19 protein-coding genes and 1 pseudogene are annotated in these 21,209 nt (G+C 48.7%); 9 read left to right on the top strand and 11 right to left on the bottom strand.

Annotated elements, in window-relative coordinates; translation table 11 throughout:
- Positions 1–174: 174 nt before the first annotated feature.
- Together HMPREF0494_RS08305 and preA are read left to right on the top strand one after the other, a co-directional pair.
- Positions 175–1,416, top strand: coding sequence for an FAD-dependent oxidoreductase (locus HMPREF0494_RS08305; RefSeq protein WP_007124514.1), 1,242 nt, complete (start codon positions 175–177; stop codon positions 1,414–1,416).
- The gene (gene preA, locus HMPREF0494_RS08300; RefSeq protein WP_007124513.1) at positions 1,409–2,704 is read left to right on the top strand and encodes an NAD-dependent dihydropyrimidine dehydrogenase subunit PreA; all 1,296 of its coding nucleotides are present in this window, start codon (positions 1,409–1,411) and stop codon (positions 2,702–2,704) included. Before HMPREF0494_RS08305 ends, preA begins: the two co-directional genes overlap by 8 nt.
- Positions 2,705–2,774: 70 nt before the next feature.
- Here the strand turns inward: preA and HMPREF0494_RS08295 are convergent, their stop codons facing one another.
- Positions 2,775–3,050, bottom strand: a complete 276-nt coding sequence (locus tag HMPREF0494_RS08295; RefSeq protein WP_040458985.1) for a hypothetical protein — start codon at positions 3,048–3,050, stop codon at positions 2,775–2,777.
- Between the two features lie 138 nt (positions 3,051–3,188).
- Here HMPREF0494_RS08295 and HMPREF0494_RS08290 point away from each other — a divergent pair, with 138 nt between their 5' ends.
- On the top strand, positions 3,189–3,398 hold the full coding sequence (locus HMPREF0494_RS08290; protein WP_003715384.1) for a hypothetical protein: 210 nt from the start codon (positions 3,189–3,191) through the stop codon (positions 3,396–3,398).
- 179 nt (positions 3,399–3,577) lie between these two features.
- Here HMPREF0494_RS08290 and HMPREF0494_RS08285 read toward each other — a convergent pair whose 3' ends face one another.
- Positions 3,578–3,814, bottom strand: coding sequence for a hypothetical protein (locus tag HMPREF0494_RS08285; RefSeq protein WP_040458984.1), 237 nt, complete (start codon positions 3,812–3,814; stop codon positions 3,578–3,580).
- A gap of 411 nt (positions 3,815–4,225) precedes the next feature.
- Between HMPREF0494_RS08285 and HMPREF0494_RS11660 the strand changes: the two genes are divergently transcribed.
- Complete coding sequence (locus tag HMPREF0494_RS11660) at positions 4,226–5,305, top strand: YSIRK-type signal peptide-containing protein (RefSeq protein ID WP_007124510.1); 1,080 nt, start codon at positions 4,226–4,228, stop codon at positions 5,303–5,305.
- 81 nt (positions 5,306–5,386) lie between these two features.
- A complete protein-coding gene (locus HMPREF0494_RS08275; RefSeq protein WP_007124509.1) occupies positions 5,387–6,490 on the top strand; it encodes a mucin-binding protein in 1,104 nt (367 codons plus the stop codon).
- 127 nt (positions 6,491–6,617) lie between these two features.
- On the opposite strand, the pseudogene HMPREF0494_RS11035 reads toward HMPREF0494_RS08275, so the two are convergent.
- The 3 genes and pseudogenes from HMPREF0494_RS11035 to HMPREF0494_RS11250 all read right to left on the bottom strand — a co-directional run.
- Positions 6,618–6,908, bottom strand: a pseudogene (locus tag HMPREF0494_RS11035) (IS30 family transposase); the annotation flags it as partial.
- Positions 6,909–7,079: 171 nt separating this feature from the next.
- Positions 7,080–7,856 carry a sortase gene (locus tag HMPREF0494_RS08270; protein WP_007124507.1) on the bottom strand — a complete coding sequence of 259 codons (777 nt, stop codon included), beginning with the start codon at positions 7,854–7,856 and terminating at the stop codon, positions 7,080–7,082.
- 87 nt (positions 7,857–7,943) lie between these two features.
- Positions 7,944–8,087 (bottom strand): hypothetical protein, encoded by a 144-nt coding sequence (locus tag HMPREF0494_RS11250; RefSeq protein ID WP_155802466.1) that lies wholly within the window; start codon positions 8,085–8,087, stop codon positions 7,944–7,946.
- A 182-nt stretch (positions 8,088–8,269) separates the two neighbouring features.
- Here HMPREF0494_RS11250 and HMPREF0494_RS08265 point away from each other — a divergent pair, with 182 nt between their 5' ends.
- Complete coding sequence (locus tag HMPREF0494_RS08265) at positions 8,270–8,929, top strand: TetR/AcrR family transcriptional regulator (protein ID WP_007124506.1); 660 nt, start codon at positions 8,270–8,272, stop codon at positions 8,927–8,929.
- Between the two features lie 7 nt (positions 8,930–8,936).
- Here HMPREF0494_RS08265 and HMPREF0494_RS08260 read toward each other — a convergent pair whose 3' ends face one another.
- Positions 8,937–9,284 (bottom strand): hypothetical protein, encoded by a 348-nt coding sequence (locus HMPREF0494_RS08260; RefSeq protein WP_007124505.1) that lies wholly within the window; start codon positions 9,282–9,284, stop codon positions 8,937–8,939.
- A gap of 135 nt (positions 9,285–9,419) precedes the next feature.
- On the opposite strand from HMPREF0494_RS08260, the gene HMPREF0494_RS11445 reads away from it, so the two are divergent.
- Positions 9,420–9,545: a hypothetical protein gene (locus HMPREF0494_RS11445; RefSeq protein WP_003713055.1), complete on the top strand. Its 126-nt coding sequence runs from the start codon at positions 9,420–9,422 to the stop codon at positions 9,543–9,545.
- A 90-nt stretch (positions 9,546–9,635) separates the two neighbouring features.
- Here the strand turns inward: HMPREF0494_RS11445 and HMPREF0494_RS08255 are convergent, their stop codons facing one another.
- Together HMPREF0494_RS08255 and HMPREF0494_RS08250 are read right to left on the bottom strand one after the other, a co-directional pair.
- Complete coding sequence (locus tag HMPREF0494_RS08255) at positions 9,636–10,400, bottom strand: cyclase family protein (RefSeq protein ID WP_040458982.1); 765 nt, start codon at positions 10,398–10,400, stop codon at positions 9,636–9,638.
- 18 nt (positions 10,401–10,418) lie between these two features.
- On the bottom strand, positions 10,419–11,540 hold the full coding sequence (locus HMPREF0494_RS08250; RefSeq protein ID WP_007124503.1) for a vitamin B12 independent methionine synthase: 1,122 nt from the start codon (positions 11,538–11,540) through the stop codon (positions 10,419–10,421).
- 839 nt (positions 11,541–12,379) lie between these two features.
- On the opposite strand from HMPREF0494_RS08250, the gene HMPREF0494_RS08245 reads away from it, so the two are divergent.
- Positions 12,380–13,711 (top strand): APC family permease, encoded by a 1,332-nt coding sequence (locus HMPREF0494_RS08245; protein ID WP_007124501.1) that lies wholly within the window; start codon positions 12,380–12,382, stop codon positions 13,709–13,711.
- Positions 13,712–13,770: 59 nt separating this feature from the next.
- On the opposite strand, the gene HMPREF0494_RS08240 is transcribed toward HMPREF0494_RS08245, so the two are convergent.
- The 3 genes from HMPREF0494_RS08240 to HMPREF0494_RS08230 form a co-directional block, all read right to left on the bottom strand.
- Positions 13,771–15,174, bottom strand: coding sequence for a Na+/H+ antiporter NhaC family protein (locus tag HMPREF0494_RS08240; protein ID WP_007124500.1), 1,404 nt, complete (start codon positions 15,172–15,174; stop codon positions 13,771–13,773).
- A gap of 591 nt (positions 15,175–15,765) precedes the next feature.
- Complete coding sequence (locus HMPREF0494_RS08235; protein WP_050759658.1) at positions 15,766–17,883, bottom strand: SEC10/PgrA surface exclusion domain-containing protein; 2,118 nt, start codon at positions 17,881–17,883, stop codon at positions 15,766–15,768.
- Between the two features lie 615 nt (positions 17,884–18,498).
- Positions 18,499–19,080 (bottom strand): L,D-transpeptidase, encoded by a 582-nt coding sequence (locus HMPREF0494_RS08230; RefSeq protein WP_007124498.1) that lies wholly within the window; start codon positions 19,078–19,080, stop codon positions 18,499–18,501.
- A 295-nt stretch (positions 19,081–19,375) separates the two neighbouring features.
- Here HMPREF0494_RS08230 and HMPREF0494_RS08225 point away from each other — a divergent pair, with 295 nt between their 5' ends.
- Complete coding sequence (locus tag HMPREF0494_RS08225; protein ID WP_007124497.1) at positions 19,376–20,785, top strand: DHA2 family efflux MFS transporter permease subunit; 1,410 nt, start codon at positions 19,376–19,378, stop codon at positions 20,783–20,785.
- The last annotated feature ends 424 nt before the right edge of the window (positions 20,786–21,209 follow it).

Below are 21,209 nucleotides of genomic sequence, written 5' to 3'. Positions count from 1 at the left end.
CCAATATTGAATATTCTTGTATTCTTAAATTATATACCGACCCGGGTCATTGGCCGATAAAAATGAATTTATATTATGCTATTGTAATTGACATATGACACCGCTAACATAAAAGTATAATGCTTGTTCAATACTTCTCAATGCTGAAGCTACGACCCAGAGGAGGCAATCTCAATGACTTCAAAATACGAAACGGAAGCAAAAGGCTATACGATGACCACTGTGATGCAGGAAGCAGCGCGTTGCCTACTGTGTGAAGACGCACCATGTTCTCAGGCCTGCCCGGCCCACACGAACCCGGCAAAATTTATCCGGAGTGTGCGCTTTCGCAATGTAAAGGGGGCCGCGGAAACAATCCGGGAGAATAACGCCCTCGGTGCGATTTGTGCCCGGGTCTGCCCAACGGAACGTTACTGTGAAAAGGCTTGTACCCGTGCCAAAATTGACCACCCGATTGACATTGGCGGGATCCAACGCTACGTTACCGACATGGAACGCAAGGAAAAGATGCAGATCCTTCACGCCGGCAAGGATAACGGGATGAACGTTGCCATCATAGGGAGCGGCCCTGCCGGTTTACAGGCAGCCACGACTCTGCGGCAAAAGGGCTACGCGGTCGATATTTACGAAAAGAACGCTAAGGCGGGCGGCTACCTGACTTACGGGATTCCTGAATACCGGCTGCCGGAAGCAATCGTGGACTACGAAGTTCAGCGGATTGTTGACCTCGGTGCCAACATCAAGTACAACCTGACCGTCGGCAAGGACGTTTCGATGGACTACCTCAAGACGCATTACAACGCGGTGATTGTGGCAATCGGTGCCAGTGCCGCCAAGACGATTCCAATGTTCGAACACAACATCTGCACGGAGTCTGCTATTTCCTTCCTGGCCCGCGCCAAGGAAAGCCAGGGCCACCTGGACGATTTGCCAGATAATGTGCTGGTCGTCGGTGGTGGTGACGTGGCGATGGACGTTGTGACGACCCTCAAGAAGCTGGGTGTCGACCACGTCACCGACATGGTTTACGAGGAATTTAAGGAGTTCAAGGCTTCTAAGAAAGAGTTGGCCGGCGCCCAACAAGAAGGCGTGACAATCGTGGACGGCTACGTGCCAACCGCGGTCCGGGAAAACAAGGTGACCTTCAAGCACCGCGAGATTGACAGTGAGATGACCATTACCGCCGACAAGATCATCCTGGCGGTTGGACAAAAGGTGGCTGCAGACGGCCTCGATCTTGACATTCAGCACAACGAGATCCCGTTCCGGGAAGCCCGGTTCCACACCAAGGATCCGAAGGTTTTTGCCACTGGGGATATTGTTGACGGTGATAAGACCGTGGTTGTTGCTGTACAAAAGGGTAAGGAAGTTGCCGAAGAAATCGATCGTGTGTTAGGGGGACAAGACAATGATTAAGAAAGACTTGTCAATTGACTTTTTAGGGGTCCACTTTGAAAACCCGTTCTGCTTGTCATCTTCACCAGTTGGCAACTGTTACGAAATGTGTAAGAACGCCTATGACGCTGGCTGGGGCGGGATCGTCTACAAGACCCTTTCTCCTGACCACTTCGTTATCGATGAAGTTTCGCCGCGTTTTGCCCAGCTCACCAAAGAAGATACGCCCTTTATCGCCTTCAAGAACATGGAGCAGCTGGCCGAGCACCCGCTGGCGCAAGACCTGGATGCGATGCGGCGCTTGAAGAAGGAGTACCCAAACAAGGTTCTGATTGCTTCCATCATGGGTGAAACGCCACAGGACTGGACGGACCTGGCAAAGCTGGTTACCGCAGCTGGGGCCGACATGATTGAACTGAACTTCTCCTGCCCGCAGATGACCTCCCACACGATGGGGTCTGATGTTGGGACTAACCCTGAACTATGCAAGAGCAACTGTGCGGCGGTCAAGAGGGGGACCAACCTGCCCGTCTTAGCCAAGATGACGCCGAACATTACCACGATGATTCCAGTGGTCAAGGCCTGCCTGGCCGGCGGTGCGGACGGAATTTCCTCCATTAACACCGTCAAGTCGATCACCGACGTTGACCTGGACAACAAGGTGGCCCTGCCAAATATCAACGGTAAATCTGCCGTCTCTGGACTGTCAGGGAAGTCGGTTAAGCCAATTGCTCTCCGCTTCCTGCAACAGATTCGGTCTGCTGCCGGGCTGGAACAGCTGCCAGTTTCCGGGATTGGGGGCATTGAAACCTGGGAGGATGCCGCTGAGTTTATCCTCCTTGGTGCTTCCACCCTCCAGGTAACGACCGCCATCATGCAGTATGGTTACCGGATCATTGACGATTTGACTAACGGCTTAATGCACTACATGGACGAACAGCACGTTGACCACCTCAAGGACCTGGTCGGGATTGCCAACAAGAATATCGTGCCGACCAACCAGCTGGACCGGGACTACAAGGTCTATCCGAAGATTGACTGGGATAAGTGTATCGGCTGTGGTCGCTGCTTTATCTCCTGCCAAGACGGTGCCCACCAGGCGATGGGCTGGGATGCCGACAAGCGGCTCCCAACCTTTGACCAGAGTAAGTGTGTTGGTTGCCAGCTCTGTGCCCTCGTTTGTCCGGTCGGGGCAATTAAGCTCGGTCTGGTAAAGATGAAGCCGGGCCGGGAAGGTAATCCAGAAGACGTGGACTCTTCGTCCTTCCAGTTGCCTAATTATGATGAGACACCGGCTCACAACCATTAGAATTTAAAATAACAAAGCACCGCAAGCCGTGGGAAAGCCACGATTTGCGGTGCTTTGTAACTGTTGGGGATTAATCTTCAAAGACACTCTGGGTGCTACCGGTTAACGTGATCTTGTCCAGACCGTTGTCGAGTTGGTAGTGGTCAGCGTCGTCCTTGTTTAAGCGGTAGCCAGCCCGTTCAAACGCGGCGGCGAGGTTGGTCATAAACTTTTGCCCCGCGGCGGCTGATTCGTAGATCATGTGGTCTAAGTACATTGGCCGGTCGGCGCTCCGCCGGACCAGGGTAATCAAGTAAACGGATTGGCTCGTCTTTTTAATGTTAGAAGTGTTTTGCATTAATGACATTTTCTTCCCCTCCTCATCACCAATTATACTGGTGTTCCCCAAGATTTCAATCAGGGTTGTCCGCTAGGAAAAAAGTTTAAATTAACCCGTTCACTTTCTGAAAAACGACTATAATAGAGGGTGAAAGGAAGCATAATCATGGAAATTAATGAAGATGCCCTTCAGAACTTCCAGAGTTCGAAGTTCAATTTTGTTGATGCTAAAGGCAACGATGTCGATTTGAGCAACTTGGACGACTCCGTCAAGTACACCCTGCGGGATGGCGACGCAATTGTCCAAGACGACATGGCCGCTAAGGACGTTGTTGACACCATCAACGACGAGTACGGGAAGACCCTGAACGTCTAACCGGCCGTTCTAACTGAAGTGATTTAATGGGTATCTGTCAACTGGCATTGATGGATCCCGACACCTCTCACAGAAATGTGGGAGGTGTTTTTTTACGCAAACAGACAATCAATCCTTAAAAAGAAAAATTTTTGATTGGTAAATCCATAACAGCGCGCTTTAAGACTTTGATCTTTCGATTAATTCCTTGCGTTAGGGAAAAGGCGATAGATAAAGCTTTGATACTGAACATTAAGATCAATGACTACCGATTTAGTAAAGCCGCAATTGCGACAGTGTATAATAATTGGATACGTTAATTTAGCTGTAACTTTTCTAACAGTTTCAAGGCCATTTTTCTCTTCTTCAACGGTTTGAACTTTGATATTAGAGTCTTTAATCCCAAGGACATCTAAGATCAAATTATTTTGGGACATTTGTATCGCCTTCTTTACAAAGATTTGTGGTGAATCGATTGTACAACAGGGCATAGCAGGTGTCCCTTTTTGCATACCAAAAACTGGCATTGATTCTTATCAATACCAGGAAGTGTAGACCCGAAATTAGGTATTAGTGGATTTCTTGTTAATTAAATATTCAAAATGTGAAAAATGTATGAACATCTTTTCATGCTTGTTTAGAAGTTGATAAATAAGTGGGGGGGATACCGCGAGTCGTTATTCGACAAAACTCTTTATCTATCAGTATTTATTCAGCTTTTAAAAACGTGAGCTTACGCTAATTATCCCTAAGGAAATGAAATAGTATTTATTTATCAATTGTAAAGGAAAAACTAAAATGTTAAAATTTCTACACAATAGTAAAGTTATCTATTTGGGGGTTAGAAAATGTTATCAAGTAATAACAAAAAAGAGCAGATTAAAAAGCAACAGTCTAAGAAGCAACAGTTTGCTATTAAGAAGCTAACTGTTGGTGTAGCTTCCGTACTAATTGGTTTCACTTTTATGGGATTAAATGCATCTGCTGATGATAAGACTAATGTCTTACCAGCAACTGACCCGGTTGTAAAGGTACCAACAGTGCCAGATAGTCCATCTGGTGTTAACTTTAGTAATACTCCAGCTTCAAGTACCACTGTAAAAGTTCCTGAACCATCGACAGATGCTGGTGCAGGACAGGCTGCTCCTTCTGGTATAACGATGACGTCTTACTACAATTCTATGGTAACGATTGAAACGCCAGACGGAAAAACAAGTACCGAGGGGAAACAACAGTTACCAGTTACAACGACTAGCGGTTCTAATCCAACTGAAGCAGATGTCGCTAACCTTTCCTTTAACAGTGTTTCGTTACCGTCATTCAAGGGCTATACCCCTGTCGTATCAACACTAACTGAAGGATTACCATTAGCTACAATTCAGGATAACAATGGTCAATTAACTTTAGTCTTTCCAAAGATTCAGGCTGACTACCAAAACTATTACTATACAGTTACTTATGAAAGGGAGGCTATAACCGATAAATCCCAACAGGTAATTGACGTTCAATTTCCGTTGAACCTTGGTGATGTTCAAATTAATGACCAAAATGCCTACTATTACAGGACTACATCATCCCAGAGTGTAAAATCTACTGATGATGGGCAGACATGGACTTCGGCTTCGTTTGCAGCAACTTCCCTAAATGATGCACTTCAAGGTACGTATACCAATGCCCAAACTGGCCATCGCGGTCAAGCGTTACCTAAGTTCCCAGGTTACACCCCATTCCTTTCCGCAGCGTTTGTAACTGGTAGTGATGCCTATCGGGCAGAAGCTAGTGCGTTACTCCAACAGTTAAGTGCCGCAATTAAGCAAAACCCATATGAGATTCCGGCATATACCCTTAATTACCCGCTAATGGTTACCTTCCGCGTTTCTTATAAGACTAATACTTGGCAACAACTTGATGTTCGTTTCTCCGGATAACCTGGTGACAATAATTACTATTACAAGACTAATAGTCAACAAGAAATCAGTCAGAATGCTAACGGAAATACCTGGAATTCTGTGTCATATGCAGCAACTTCCCTAAATGATGCGCTTCAAGGTACGTATACTAATGCCCAAACTGGTCATCGCGATCAAACATTGCCAAGTCATCCGGGATATGTTCCATATATTTCAGGTGTAGTTGTAAGTAATGATGATACTTATCAGGCAGAAGCTAGTGCGTTACTCGATCAATTAAATGCAGAAATTGCACAAAACCCATATGAAATTCCAGCCTACACGTTAACGGTGCCATTAAACGTTACTTTCCATGTAAGTTACAAGAAAGATACTACCCCAACGCCAGTCCAAGACACGACGGTTAAGTATGTCTTTCATGACGATACGGATAATAAGGCAGTTACAGGGGGAATGACCGTTACTGGGCAACCAGGCTCAACGCAATCGGTTAACCTAACAATTCCTACCGGCTACAAGCTAGCGGAAGGTGAAACTCTGCCAACTAGCGTAACGATGCCTACTAGTGACAAAACGATTACGATTCACTTGGTTCACGAAACGAAGGCGGTAACACCGGGAGAACCAGGTGTTACCCCAGATAATCCAGCTTACCAGGACTTATTCCACAAGGTAACTCGGACAGTCATCGTTAATAACCCAGTAAGTGGTCAGGCAGAAACGACTGCTCAAACAGTTGTCTTTGGTCGGACAGGAGTTTATGATGAAGTGACTAAGCAATTCACTAGCTTCGGTGATTGGAAAGTTTATGCTAACAATAAATTGACTAACGAAACTGCTGGTACATGGGCAGAATTCGATGCCCCTGAATTCAGTGGTTATACTCCAAGTCAAGCCAAAGTTGAGACCGAAACTGTTAATGCTGAAACCGCTGATCAAACTGTAGTAATTAACTACACTAAGACTGGCAACAACAATAACAATGGTGGTAATGATAACCACAATAACGATAATAGCAACAATGGTAATAACAATAACGGTAACAACGGTACTAATACGAATACAACTGTCAACAATACCAAGAAGGCCAACACATTACCTCAAACTGGTAACGAACAAAACTTAGTTGCTGTAGCTGGTCTTGCTCTTGCAGGTTTGACTGCTATGCTCGGTCTTGGCGGACTCAAGAAGAAGGAAAACTAATTAGTTATTAGTTAACTACCATCACTTCTTGAATAAATAGAAAAAACGGGTATCTGTCAACTGGTATTGATGGATGCCGACACCTCTCACGTAAATGTGGGAGGTGTTTTTTTTACGCGGCAAATTGTCAAACTAAGTGCAACGGTTTGTCAAAAAATACTTCATACGGGGTATCATAATTTAACACTTTGCGAGGACGTTGATTTAACTGCTTTTGACAGTGCTCAACGTCCTGTTCTGTATAATTATCAATATCTGTTCGCTTGGGAAAATATTCCCGAATTAAGCCATTTGTATTCTCATTAGTTCCACGCTGTTCAGGGGAATATGGATCAGGCCAATAGACAGTAACACCTAACCTTTCGCTGATTGCATCAAGGTGAAGAAATTCGGTTCCATGATCTGATATAGTAAGATGTTTATGGCTCATACCGGGTACCCCGAATTGTTTGATTTGGTCGTTAAACATATTCTATCCGGTATGGGTTTGTTTTTTTACTTTGTGTTGCACTTCAATTGTAAATTCGCCACAAAGAACTGGCATTGATTTTCATCAATAGCAGAAAGTGTAGACCTGATTTAACCAGCACTACCGGGTTTTGCTCCGGCAGTGCTTTTTTAGTTTAACGGGACTGGTGGCCGGACTGCTTGCTGCGCCGGCCAGGCCATCCGTTAGTTTATACTTGTGATGGAACTTCCTGCTGATTTGGGGATTCAAGGCTTTGAACGGGTAGCTGCGCACCAACTTGGCCCTTACCAAAATCCGCTTTTGGTTATCGGAAGTGCAGGTGAGCAGGGCCAATGAATTTGCGCCGCCTTGAAAGGGCACCCTCGTATCACTGGGCGAAATAACCTGCTTACCGATAATTTGGTATTCTTTGACGACGTGAAAGTTGGTCAGGATGACTTTGCGCCCGGTCAGCTGATGGAAGGCGAGCGGTGTAAAGAGGGCCGTACATTCTCTTTGCCCGAGGTTATGCGCGCCGATGACCAGGTGGCAGTTGTCGTTAAGATAGTGGGGTTCCAGCATCCCGGCCCCGAAGGTATAGACATCGTCGTTAGTGTAGTTCGCCCAGGGAAGGTTAACGCCGAGCGAGGGGATCAAGAGGGCACCACAGTATTCGGGGGAGGGGGCCACGGCTTTTTTTAGTACGCCGCATAACGACAAGAGTTTGACCGCTTGCCAATCGTTTGCCGTGGTCGCCTTCGCGAACGTTTGCGCTTCACCCGTAATTGTCGGCCGGTACGCTTCGATTATCCGCGTTTCGATGAGCACGGTCAGGCGGGGACTAGCCAGGACCAGCAGCAGGCCGGTCGAAAGGCAGAACACCACTGCAAATAAAATCCGAGAACCCACCCTTTTCATCGCTGCTCGCCCCAGAGGAGCTGGCCAGCTTCAGTGATGGTAACCACTAGCAGGGCCAACCCGCAGTTGCGCATCCTAGTATCAAGGCTAGAATGCTGGGCGGTCCGGAAGACCCTGCTGGGGGGCAGCCGCCCAGCCCAGTTTCTGGCAGATTGCAGGGCCAAAGTTATACAGACAAGTGATCACGACCAGCAACAGTTCTAACCATCGCAGAATTCGTCCTGTTTTCATTTCAAATTACACCACCTAGTTTATTTCGCTCCTAAATAAATATAGCAAGCGCGGCGATTTAGTGGTAGCTAATTCGCCGCAAATATCCTTTCAGTTTAATTAATATACGGTGTGTGCAAAACGATAAACCCCTTTCATTATTTGAGCTATAATGATTCACCATAACGAAAGGATTGGAAAGTATGGATATCAGAACAATAACGACTGAGGAAAGAATTAAGGAAGGACTGCTGAACCTGCTGGAGAAAAAGAAGCTTGAAAAATGTAGCGTGAGTGACATTGTTGAGTACGCGGAAGTTAGCAAGCGCACCTTTTACACGTACTACAAGGACAAGCACGATTTGCTGAATGCGATCGAAACGCAGTTGATTGAGGGCTTAAAGCGAAGCCTGGCCCAGGACCGGGAACCCCTTGCCCAGCTAGGCCATATTCCCGATGCCGAAGAGATCAATCAGCTGGCTGACGTTGCCTTTAACAATACGATTACCTTTTGTAACCAGAATAAGGGCGCCTTTTCCAAGCTATTGTCATCCAACGGCGATATGTATTTCTACCAGAAGATTATTAAGGTGGGAACCCACGAGTTTAACCAGCGCTTCCCGTATTTGTTTCAGAAAAAGGAAGGGATGTTGAACGATTCGCTGACGTTGAAATTTATCAGGAACGTTTACGTCCATGGCATTATCGATATTCTGGTCCTGTGGAGCGGCAACGATGGCCTCATCGGCACCCAGGACGTTAAACGGCTCTTGGGGCTCACCCAAACCAAGTCGCCGCTCGAGCTGGTTAATTTATACAAGCTTGAGCTGAAGCTTTATCATAATGAGCACCAGTTGCTGTGAGCAGGGACTATTTATGCTGTTGACGGTGGTAAAAAGTCCGCCATTCGTCCTTAGTGAGCGGCTTGACTAAGTTGGTCCTCTTTTCAAAGCGCTTCCTGACGATAAATTCGTTTAAGCCGGGCTGCTGGTGGTCGGCAAGTAGTTCTTTAATTGTGAGCCTTTTTCCCTGGTACCTTACAAAACTGTACCGTGATTCCTTGCTAATATTTTTAACGACTAGCAAGTCCTCGCGGCACCCATGCTGGTAGCGGAAAAGGATTTCCTTGGCCGGCAGTCCGCACCGCTGCGCGAGCTTCTCGACGTGGATCCTTTTCCCATGAAACGGCAAATACTTTACCATCAAATCACTGTCCATTCATCAGAATTGCTGGACCTAGCATATGGCACCAGCTGGCTTTTGGAAATCATTTCGGTCAAAGATCTCCTCAAAGTGGATATGTGAAACGTGGCGTGCAAGTGATAATTTTGGCGCAGCTGATGCAAACGCGGCATGACGGTTGCTGAATACTTCTCAGAGTTCTTTAGTCACATCGTTTGGCCCTGGTCGATCGTTGCGGTGGCCTACTTGCTGATTGGCACCCAGCATGTTAAGACGCTGACGAATAAATACTTGTAAACAGGCGCTGCATAACTAGGCTTTAGAAAAGATGAAGCGGGCTCCAGATTCGGTTTTTTACCGAGCACTGGAGCCCGCTTCGTTAATCAGTTAATGCTTCTCGTCTTTTGCCTGGTCAAATACGGCAAACGCCCGAACCGGGAAGCCCGGCGCCTTTTCCGGCTTGGCAACGGAGATGAAAATGACCGCCCCGGTGGCCGGGACCCGGTCCAAGTTATCGAGCAGTTCGACCTGGTAGTGTCCGTGAGAGAGGACGTAATATTCACCAACTAAGCCGTCCTGCTGCTCGGTCGCGGTATCCGTATCGAAGGTCTCGTGACCATTGGCGGTGGCGTGCCGGGTTTCGTAAATGTACTTGAGTGCCTCCAGTGACCAGCCGGGATAGTGGTTGTGCCCTTGGGCGTCCTTGTTTTCAAACTTTTCTTGGGAGGGCCAGCGCTTCCCCCAGTCGGTGCGCAGGGCGACAAATGAACCGGCCGGGATTGCCCCGTGCTTTTTCTCCCAGGCCTGGAGGTCCTTAACGGTTAGGCTGCGGTCGGGGTTCTCCGCGGCTGCCTGGTGGAAGTCGATGACGACTAGCGGCAGCACCAGGTCCTTGAGGGCGAGGTCTTCGACGTAGCGCTCGTCGTCCTTATAAAAGTGGACGGGCGGGTCGATATGGGTCCCGTACTGACCGGGGAATGTATACTCCTTGACGAAGAAGCCGTCCGCGTGGGTGAACAGCGTCTTGAATTGGGCCGGCTGAAATTCGGGAAAACGGGGGCTTTCCGGGCCAAAGGAATGGGTGAGGTCGATCCAGGTCTGTTCCTTCAACTTGTTAACTAATGTTTGAACTGAGCTTGCTTGCACTGACATTTTCAACATTCCTTTCCCTTATTGCCAAACCTTATCGGCGATTTCCTTAACCAGCTTTAACTTGGCCCATTCCTGTTCTTCAGTCAGAATGTTGCCTTCTTCCGTGGAGGCAAAGCCACACTGTGGGCTCAGGCAGAGGTTGGCCAACGGAACGTGTTCAGCGGCTTCGTGGAGCCGGTCGATGATTTTTTGCTTATCTTCCAACTCACCAGACTTGGAGGTGATTAGACCGAGTACGATCCGGACGTTGGGGCGCTGGTTCCAAATGGTGGCCAGTGGTGAGAAGTCGCCTGACCGGTCGTTGTCGTATTCCAGGAAGAAACCATCGTAGTTGAGCTGGGCCAGGTACTTGGCGACGGGGGCGTACCCGCCGGAGAAGAGGAAGGTTGACTTGAAGTTCCCCCGGCAGATATGGGTGGTGACGGTGAGGTCGGCTGGCAGGCCTTTGAGGGCGCCATTGATGACGGTCACTGCGTCTTCCGCCAAGCTGGTATACTTGGCGTGTTCTTCCGGTTTATCCTTGGTCTCGTTGAGCTTGCTGATGAGGAAGGCCCAGGTAGTATCATCGATTTGCAGGTAGCGGCAGCCGAGGTCGTAGAAGTGCTGGATCGTTCGCCGGTAGGCCGTGGCGAGGTCGTCCAGGTAGTCGGCCCGCTGGTCATAGAATTGCGGCCAGTTATCAGACCGGTTATCACGGAAGAGCAGGGTCGGTGAAGGAATCGTCTGTTTGGCAATAGCGTCGTCACCGGCCTGCTCCTGGGTGTACTTAAAGGCGGCAAAGAATGGATGGTCAGGGTTATAGGCGACGCGGCCAGAAAGTTCGGCGTTGTCCGTCCGCGTCTTAGCACCGTGGAACTTGTAGCTTTCCCGGTAGTCATACTTTTTGACGCCCTTTAGGCCCCAGAGAAAGTCGAGGTGCCACCAGCTGCGGCGGAATTCACCATCGGTCACCGCGTGTAAGCCAACCGCCTTTTCCTTTTGGATGAGGTCGGCAATCCACTGGTTCTCAACGGCGGTCAATTCTTCCTGAGAAATCTGGCCCGCCTGAAACTTTGCCCGGGCGTCCTTTAGGGCTTGGGGACGGAGAAAGCTGCCAACGATGTCATAGCGAAACGGTGCGGTTAAGGTTGATTGGGTCATAGTCAATTACTCCTTTCGGGCAAGATGAGTTTCGGGGATGGGGCAAATAAAAACGTCCCTAGGAAAAGCGTTCTGTTGCTCTTCCTAGGGACGTCACTCCTTTTATGGAAATTAACGTGTTACCACCCTAATTCGACCGGACTTTACAGCCGGGTCCTCGATGGGTACACCAATTGATTTGGTAAACCCCGGCGGGATAACGGTCGCCACTCGTGAGCCGCTTACGGTTACCGCTCGCGCCTCGATCATTTGCTCCAAGACCATCTTCGTGTCTGTCGTGCCATCGGTTCCCATCATTCCCGACTCGCTGGGGGTCACTCGTAAACATTACTCATCTTTTTCATAGCATTTTCTAATTTGATTGTCATTATCATACCTGCCTAAAACCTGATCGTCAACCCCTTTTTGAAATTTTTTTAACTAAATAGCTAACAAAAAATAATACTATTTTGCTACTTAGAGGTAGGAAAAACTAGTAAGAATAATAATTTTAATATAGTGCTTGACAAGCATCAAAGTAGTGATTATGATATGGGACATACATTAAAAAAACATTAGGAAATGAGTAGCTTACTTTTAATTATTACAGAGAACGGTAAATGCTGAGATGCCGGATATATTGGAGTTAGTGAAGATGGTTTCCTTAACTTGAGGATTTTTGGTTATGAGCGAGCTAGGTTCGTAAATGGCTAACGGGTTGATCACCGTTATCACTGATTGCAGAATAATTGTTCTGGTAGAGTACACTTTATAGTGTAGAAAATGGGTGGTAACACGTTACGGGCGTCCCAATAGCTGTTTAGCTATTGAGGCGTTTTTCTTTTGAGGAGGTATGGAAAATGGAAAACAAAGAGGAATTAAGATTAGTAAGGTCGCTCTCAACTAAGGACTTAATAATTTATGGGATTATTTTTATGATTCCAGTAGCTCCAGTGGCCTTTTATGGTTCATTTCTTACCCCAGCCCATGGAATGGTTGCATTAGCGTATTTGGTAGGAATGATTGCAATGCTGTTTACTGGTTTTTCATATGCAACGATGGCTCAACATTATCCTTATGCTGGTTCAGTCTATACGTATGTTCAACGAGGAACTAATCCGAGCTTGGGCTTTTTAGGTGGCTGGGGGATTACGCTTGACTATATTTTAATCCCGACAATCACTTATTTAATTTCGGCCTCCTTTGGTCACGAACTTTTGCCGCTAATCCCCACTTGGGCTTGGATTGTTGGAATTGTTATTTTTAATACAATAGTTAACCTCGCCGGAGTTAACATCGTTGCCAAGTTTTCCTGGGTCTTATTTGGCCTGCAGATTTTAGTTTTGGGAATTTATTTGGTCGGCGTAGTCAGATTGTTAGTCCTAGGACAGATCCATCCTAACGTGGTTGCTGTGTATAATCCTACCCAGTTTAACTTTAATGGTGTTTTGCAAGCAACGGGGATTGTGATTGTTTCTTACTTAGGGTTCGATGCCATTAGCACTTTGGCTGAGGAAGCCAATGATCCTCGTCATTCGGTGGGGAGGGCGATCGTTGGTGCAATCTTGGGAATTGGATCATTATTTGTAATTACGACTTTGCTTGCAGGATGGGTGTGGCCTAATTATCAGGCACTTAACCCTAATACAGCTTTTTCAAGCATCTTAAACGCGGTTGGCGGTCCTAACTTAGTACGAATTACTGACATCGTAGTAGTATTGTCATTTGGCTTGGCCGGTGGACAAGAAGGACAGACCGCAATTTCGCGGATCTTATATGCTATGGGCCGCGATGGAATTCTTCCTCGCCAGTTAGCCTTTCTTCATCCTAAGTACCGGACACCCTGGGTGGCAATCCTCTTTGTCGGATTAGCATCATTAGTATTATCACTAACATTAAATCAAGATACTGTTTCTAACTTAGTGTCATTTGGGGCACTCTTTGGGTTTTTGCTACTCAATTTAGCAGTAATCTGGCGGTTTTTTGTTAAGAATCCAAATAAGGGTCTAAACAATGTGGTTAGATACCTTATCTCACCTTTAATCGGGTTTGGGGTAAGTTTATGGATTTTCCTTAACTTAGCTCTTAGCGCAAAGCTTGTTGGGCTTGGTTGGCTATTAGTAGGAATCGCAATCTTGCTTTACCAAACCGCTTTCTTTACGAAACCAGTACCCCATTTGAATTTTAGTTAATTGCAAAATAACAAACTCCCCCATTAATCCGGAAACTATGGGGGAGTTTGCTATTGTTTTTAGACAGTTGCTTTTTGTTTGCTTGGCTTGAGGAAGAAGCCGACGATGATGGTTAACAGCGTAACCAGGAACGGGAAGAAGGCCCAGGGGATAAACTTGAGCGGGTTGATCTGCAAAGCGCCCGCGATGAAGACCCCGGAAACGCTCCACGGCACGATGGCGTTGACGGCCGCCCCTGCATCGTTCAGAATCCGGGTGAGGTATTTCCGCTTCAGGCCGAGCTTATCAAAGGCGGGGAGGAAGGATTGGCCCGGGAGGATGATGGCGAGGTAGTGTTCACCGACCATTAGGTTGACGCCGATACAGGTGATGACGGTGGCCAGGGTCAGTCGGCCAGCCGTTTTGACGATTCCGGACAGGTGGTCGATGATGGCGTTGATGATGTTGAACTTAATCAGGAGACCACCGAGTGCCAGGGCGAAGACAATCAGGGCCAGGGAAGTCAGCATACTGGCGATTCCCCCCTTGGAGAGCAGGGCGTCAATTGTCTTGTTGTTGGTGTGGGCAACGTAGCCCATCATGATCGTCTTGGTGATGGCGGTGATACTGGTGGCTGGGGCGTGGATCCAGCCGAGTGCGGCAGCAAAGAGAGAGCCAAGGCCCAGCGACGGGATGGCGGGGACCTGCAGGATTGCCAGGATGATTAACAGGGCAACGGGGAGCAGGGCCCAGCCGGAAATCCAGAAGCCGTTTGCTAGGCCGTCCATCATCCGGTGAACGGCGCTCAGACTAACCTGTTTGGAGTTCAAACCGAGTATGGTGTAGAGGACGACACAGATGGCCCAGGCCGGAATGTCGGTGATCAATAGCGAACGAATGTGTTCGTAGATGCTGATTTGACCGACACTTGCGGCCAGGTTGGTCGTTCCGGATAGTGGTGAGATGTTGGAACCGCAGAAGGCCCCGGAGACGATCACCCCGGCAGTCAGTCCCGGGTTAATTTTTAACGTTGCCCCAATGCCGATAAAGGCGATTCCCATCGTGGAAACCGTGGTAAAGGAGCTCCCGCAGGCGACCCCGACCAGGGTGCAGACGATAAAGACGGTCGGCAGGAAGAACTGGACGGAGATAATCTTAAAACCGAAGTACATGATCGTGGGGATGGTCCCGGAGAAAATCCAGGTAGCGATCAGGACCCCGATGGAGAGGAAGATGACCAGCGGGTCAACCCCGGCGCGTAGCCCGCTCCGCATCCCGTCCATGACGGTGTCCCAGGTAAAGCCCCGCAGCTTGCCGTAAACGGCCAGCAGGATAAAGGCGATAAACAGTGGTGCTTGCGGTTCCTGCTGCTTAAAAATAATCAGGTAGCCCAGGATACATAAGATGACGATCAGGACCGCGAGACTTTCGCCAAAGCCAAAGGTCGGCTCGGCTTGTTGAGATGATTTCTTAAAGATTTGCATTGATTTCACTCCCTATGGTTAAACGAAAAAACACCAGCTAGACGTTGAGACATTGCTCAATCTAGCTGGTGTTTTCCTTTAGCGGAACTAAATAATGGCTTTCTGAAAAAAACATCACCTTTGCTAGATTGTAGACACCTAGCAAAGACCTCACTGAATACAGCTCTGCTTAGGCGCGAACGTCCCTGTCCGCACCTAAGTGGCACAGACAATTACAAGTAAGCATAGCTGTTATAATACTTGACACTGATCTTCAATGAGTGGTTAGTCATAATTATTCGTTCCTTTCCGTTGATGTTGATATTATTAAAACATTCTCATTTTATTTTGTCAACGTTTAATTTTAAATTAATTAATTGGTGGTGCCGGAAGCGGTCTGCTCTTTAAAATAAGAGAGTGGGAAACAACCTCCTCGACAAGGCGTATGGCTAACCTAGGACGATAGTTGGCACGGAACGGGCCGGCTAGCGTTCGTAGTTAGACATTAGCCTTGTGGTCGTTTTCCACGTTATCTTTGTAATAGTTAAGAACTAGCAAGAGGCTAGTGAGAAAACATATTTTTCTCCCAACCTCATTCTTGAAAAGTCGATTTTAATCCCGGCGCTTCTTTAGTCCCATTAAGCCGGTGAACATTGCGGCAAGGAGTCCCAATGCTCCCATTCCGGCTGCCTGCTGGTCGCCGGCTTGCGGCAATTGCGTTTGGCCGGCAACGGTGTGGCTGACGACTGGGTTAACTCCCGCACTCTCTTGAACAGCGGCAGCAGCGGCGGTGCTAGTCCGTGCAACGGTTGCGCTTGGCGTGCTGGCTGCCGTTTCAGCCATGGCGTACTGGTGGTTAGCCGCGAACGTTGCCGTTTGAGGTGTCGCCATCCCGTTTTCAGGCGTCCCCTGGGCGGCTGCCTGGTGAACCGCTGCTTGATTACTGTCGGTGAGGGTCAGTGCCGTTGGTAGAACCGTCAGCGCCGCTTGGAGCGTGGTGGTCGAGCCATCTGGGAAGCTGATCAGGACGTTTTCGGCATAGTTGCCCGCCCGCTGGGTATCGATGGCTAATTGATCCGCGTCGGCCCAGCTAGCGGTAGTGCCGGCCGGGATTTTAGCGTCTGGTTCGGTGACCAGGGCCGCAAGGATTTGCGCGGCCTGGTTATTCGCCAGGCTCATGTAATCATTTGCAATCTGTGGCGTACCGGCAGACTGACCAGCCGTGAGGACGGTTGGGGCAATTTCAACCTGGTCACCGTACTTTTGGGCATCGGTGAGTGAAGTGCCCTGGCTCAGTTGTAACTGGCTCAGCTTAGCCCGCTCAGCCTGGTAATTGCTTGTGGCGGTCTGCAGGGCTGCCTGGGCAGCTGCGAACGCCTTTTGTGCGTTTGCTTGAGCTGCCTGTGCCTGGTAATACTTACCTTTGGCAACCGCAATGTCGTCGAGGGCTTTTTCTAACGCTGCCGGGTCGGCGATGTCGTCGTATTCATCGAGGGCCTGAGTCAGACCGCTTTGCGCTTGTTTAGCCCGCTCGATTGCAGAACCGTGGCTGCCAATTTCCCATGCCGTGTACTGCATAAAGTGAACCAGGTGGGACGGATAGATGTTCGGGGCCAGGTAGGGCCGATCAGTATTGAAGTTGATGTTGTTAAAGGAGATGCTCGTCCCGACGTAATCGACCGTGCGGCCCTGGGCATCGGGAAGGATGGAGTAGACGCCCAGCAGGGACAGTGCGTGCCCCATGGCGGAACCACTGTCGCTAAACAGCATATCGTTGACCGCCTTGGCAATCGCGTTCTTCGCCTGGGCCATGGTCATCCGGTTAGTGTAGGAAACGCTGCCGTCGGTCAGGAGGCTTTCACCCAGGCTATTGCTTCCCCGCGTCACCATATCAGCAGCGGTAGCGTACTGGTTAGTTAAGCCGTGATCAAAGGCCGCCTTCTTAAGGGCGTAAATGTAGTGGTGGGCAGCAGTATCGGTTCGTTCACCATATAAGGTCGCTACTTCTTGAGCAACGCTCCCCATCCCAACGGTGGCGACCGCCGTGCCGACCGTTCCGGCGATTCCCAGCTGCTGCCGAACCTGGTTCAGGATGGCGGCAGTGAGCTTTGACAAGGTATTGACTTGCTCTGGGGTGAGGTGGTCCAAGTCTAAGATAATCTGTTGATCGTCTCCATTGGCATCGTGCCAGTTGAGCCCTTGGTGGGTGGTCATGGCTGCCTGCCAAGCCCCAAAGCTGCTCAGACGGTAAATACTGTTTAGATCAAAGTTGCCGCTACGGATAATTGGCGCCGCGTCGTTGATAAACCGCTGCGTTGCCGCCGTCTGCTCTGCGGTAAAGGTAAACGTTGGCATCGCCTTGGCGTTGGCGTAATAATCAATCTGGTTTTGTAATCGGTTAACGTTTGCCTGCGCATTGGCCAAGTTTTGGTTAGCGGTCGTTACCGCAGCCTGAGCCGTTGCGAAGTTTCCCTGAGCCGTAATTTGGGATGCCTGTGCATCACCAACGACCGCCTTTTGCTGCTGGAGGGCATTGGCAGCCGGTCTGATTAAGCCGGTCTGCTGGCTTTGGTCTGCACCGGTATTCGGTTGGCTGATTACCGTACTGTTATCAGGGGTGCTATTAGAATCAGCTTTGGCACTGGTACTGGTGGCTACCCCCAGTGCAGTGGCGGTGGTTAAAACGGCAATTGTGGAGAGGGCCTCTCTCGCGATTTTTTTACTAATCATAGTATAATCTCCCTGGTCATTCTGTGAACGAAAGACAAATTCAAATTCACTCTTCACCTATGATTATATGCTGATTCGTTAAATAGTCTAGGGTTATTATATAAATTTATTTATATCGTCTGATAAGTGGTTGCTCAATCTGATAGTTATGGAAGATGAATTGACTAATCGCTTGAAAAGATGTCGAAAGCGCTTTTGAAGACGATTTCAGTAAAACTGATGGCGGGGTGGCCAGTTCAAATTCGTCAGTGGGTAGGAGGCACAAATGCCGTTTTTTCAATGCTGAAATCGTCATTTAACAGAAAATGATTAGCAAAGCAAAGTGGTCGGACCAATTTATTGCCTTGCCCGTTTTACACTTAACCAGTGTTTAAACAAACAACAAATTACGGTGGTCAGTTATCACGCAAACTGGCTAAAATTATTTTAAATTAGGCGGGGCGGACCTGCTAAAAAACGTCCCCAATCAGCGAAAAACTGGTTGGGGACGTTTGAAATTTGGTGCGGGGCTATTTGCCACTGGGTTAATCCTTATTAAAGTAGTAAATCGTGGTCAGCTGCTGGGTCACGGCAGCATGAACTTTCGCAACCACGGTATTTTTCCGCCCCGCTGGGTTAGTTGTCGATAACAATTTTGGTTCCAGTTGGCAGGCTGTCCTTGAGCCATTTGGCATCCGGGACGGAAAGACAGACACAGCCGGGAGAACTAGGCTCCTTGCCGAGCTTGGCCGCTTCCGACTTGATGTAGCGGTGATCGGGGCCGGTGACAACGGTATGGAAGAGGTAGTCGCCGTTCCAGGAAACGTAGTAGTTGGCCCCGAGCTTGAGGTTGGGGTTGTAAACCCAGTCACCGCGGGTCGGCTGAACCTGGAAGGTCCCGGTGGGGGTTACACTCTTGACCTTACCGCTTGCCGGGTCTTTCTGGAACTTCCCGGCCGTGCTGTACATCGTGTAGATTAACTTATGCCCGCTGTATACGTAGGTGCGGTTATGCTTGAGGCTGACCTTGAGCCAGAGGTCGGGAGTCTTAGCCAGGTCCGGGTAGGCACCCGTTTCTGATGACTTTTGCCAGTCAATCGGGGTGCGCATCCGGCTAGCGTTTGCACTAGCGGTAAATAACGAACAGCAGCCCAGTATACCAAAGATGACGAGAAACTGATAAATAATTTTTTCAATGGAAACCCTCACTACATTCATATTATTCCTGACTATTATAAGCGCATCTCAATGAAGAGGGAAGATGGCGAAGCAATTTATTGCAGTTAACGGGCGGGAGCTAAGTATTGGTAGAAAGCTAGCCAAAGTTCTGATTGCCAATAGTCAAACGTGCTTTTTAGCCGCTTAGCTACTGATTCATCGCCGCACTAAAACTTAAGATGATTAATCTTTACTATTAACTATTGAAGGAGTTACAGAAAAAGCTTACGAAAATTAATTGAATTTGCTAAAGTAACCACTTGTGTGAAAAACAACGGAGAAGGAGAGTGGCTACATGGAAAACACGATGGTACGGGGGCCATTAAGGAAAATTAAGCGTCCCAAACTAGCGATGGCTAGTATGCTGCTGGGGGCATTTGTTGGAATGTTCAGTGAAACCTCGTTGAATATTGCCCTACCGACCTTGATGCGGGCTTTGCAGGTAAACGCGGCGACCATTCAATGGCTGGTAACCGGGTATATGCTGGTGATCGGGATTATCCTGCCACTATCAAGCATTATTACCCGCTGGTTTACGACCCGGCAGGTAATTATCTTTGCGCTGGCTGACTTTATAGTCGGCGCAGTTATTTCGGCCCTGGGGAACAGCTTTGCAATTGTTTTGATTGGCCGGATGATTCAGGGCGTCGGAACTGGGTTGATTCTTCCACTGATGTTTGCGGTGGTGATGCAGATCTTTCCACCCCAAAAGATTGGGGCCGTAATGGGGATCTGCGCGCTGGTAATTATGTTTGCACCAGCGATCGGCCCTACGTTAACCGGTCTAATCCTGGCCCGCCTTTCTTGGCAGTGGATCTTTTGGCTCTTCATTCCCTTCCTGGCGGTGGCGGTCGTTTTGGCTGTGACCGGCTTGGAGAACGTTGGGGAGGTCACCCGGCCCCACGTTGACGTTTTGTCAATTTTAGAGTCGGCGGTTGGCTGCTCCGGCCTCGTGATCGGGGCCTCGCTGGCGAGCCGCTTTGGCTGGCTCGGGGCACCGGTAGTCGGGGCGCTAGCTGTCGGCGTGGTGGTTTTATTCCTATATATTCACCGGCAGCTGCACCTGGCCGAACCGATCCTTAACTTACGGGTATTTCAGCACCGCACCTTTACCATCGGGACCTGCTTGGTGATGCTGGACTTTGGTATTATCTTGTCGGCGATGTACTTATTACCGATGTACATTCAAAACGGCCTGCTGTTGCCGGTGGCATTAGCCGGGATCATTATGCTGCCGGGTGGGATCATTAATGCGGTTACCTCGGCCGTCGCTGGCCGGCTCTATGACAGTATTGGTGTCAAACGACCCGCTGTTGTGGGGGCGGTTTTGGCGTTAATCGGTGTGGTAATGCTACTATTGACATCTACACGTACACCGGTTGCATTTGTGATTGCGGCCCACGTGGTGCTGATGGTCGGCTGTCCGCTGATTATGTCACCGGCCCAGACGAGCGCACTGAATTCACTGCCGGGACTGGCGACTAATGACGGGAGCACGATCCTGAACACTGTTCAGCAGATTGTCGGCGCCTTAGCCACCGCACTGGCAACGAGCTCCTTGGAACTTGGCCAGCGGGCGGGAGACGGCAGTGCAGCCAGCCGCTTTACTAGAGGTGTCCACTATGGCTTTGTATTTACATTAGTATTAGTAGTGCTGGCCTTTATCTTGACGCTGCTGATTCGTGAACCCCAAAGAGAAAAATAATGCTTGCATTTACACGTTAAATCAATTAAAGTAGGTAACTGTTGTCTTGGACAAACCGGTTACCTGCTTTTTTATTATTCCGGCTGACCGGTTCACAAACTCCAACAGTCCTTTTCTGATCACTTGGTTTTTAGAACTAGGTTGCGGCGGAGAGGGACAACAAAAATTCCTAAACAGGCTATCTTGATAATTTCAGGAATTGTTTGGGAAAAAGTGTTGACGGGTGATGGACAAGATGATATTATAAATAAGCTGGCTTGTTGATGACGAGTTAATGATTGATTCAAAAAAGTTATTGACAGTCTTCAGTTATGCTGGTAAAATATAAAAGCTGCTTAACGACAGTTTGGTAGACCTTTGAAAACTGAACAAAGTTTCGACGAATCAAATGTGTAGGGTCTTCGGTCACTTCGGTGATTGAAGC

It is taken from the genome of Limosilactobacillus antri DSM 16041, from assembly GCF_000160835.1.
GTDB lineage: Bacteria > Bacillota > Bacilli > Lactobacillales > Lactobacillaceae > Limosilactobacillus > Limosilactobacillus antri.
The sequence above is the reverse complement of the archived record's forward strand: the minus strand, read 5'-3'. Positions and strand labels throughout refer to the sequence as shown.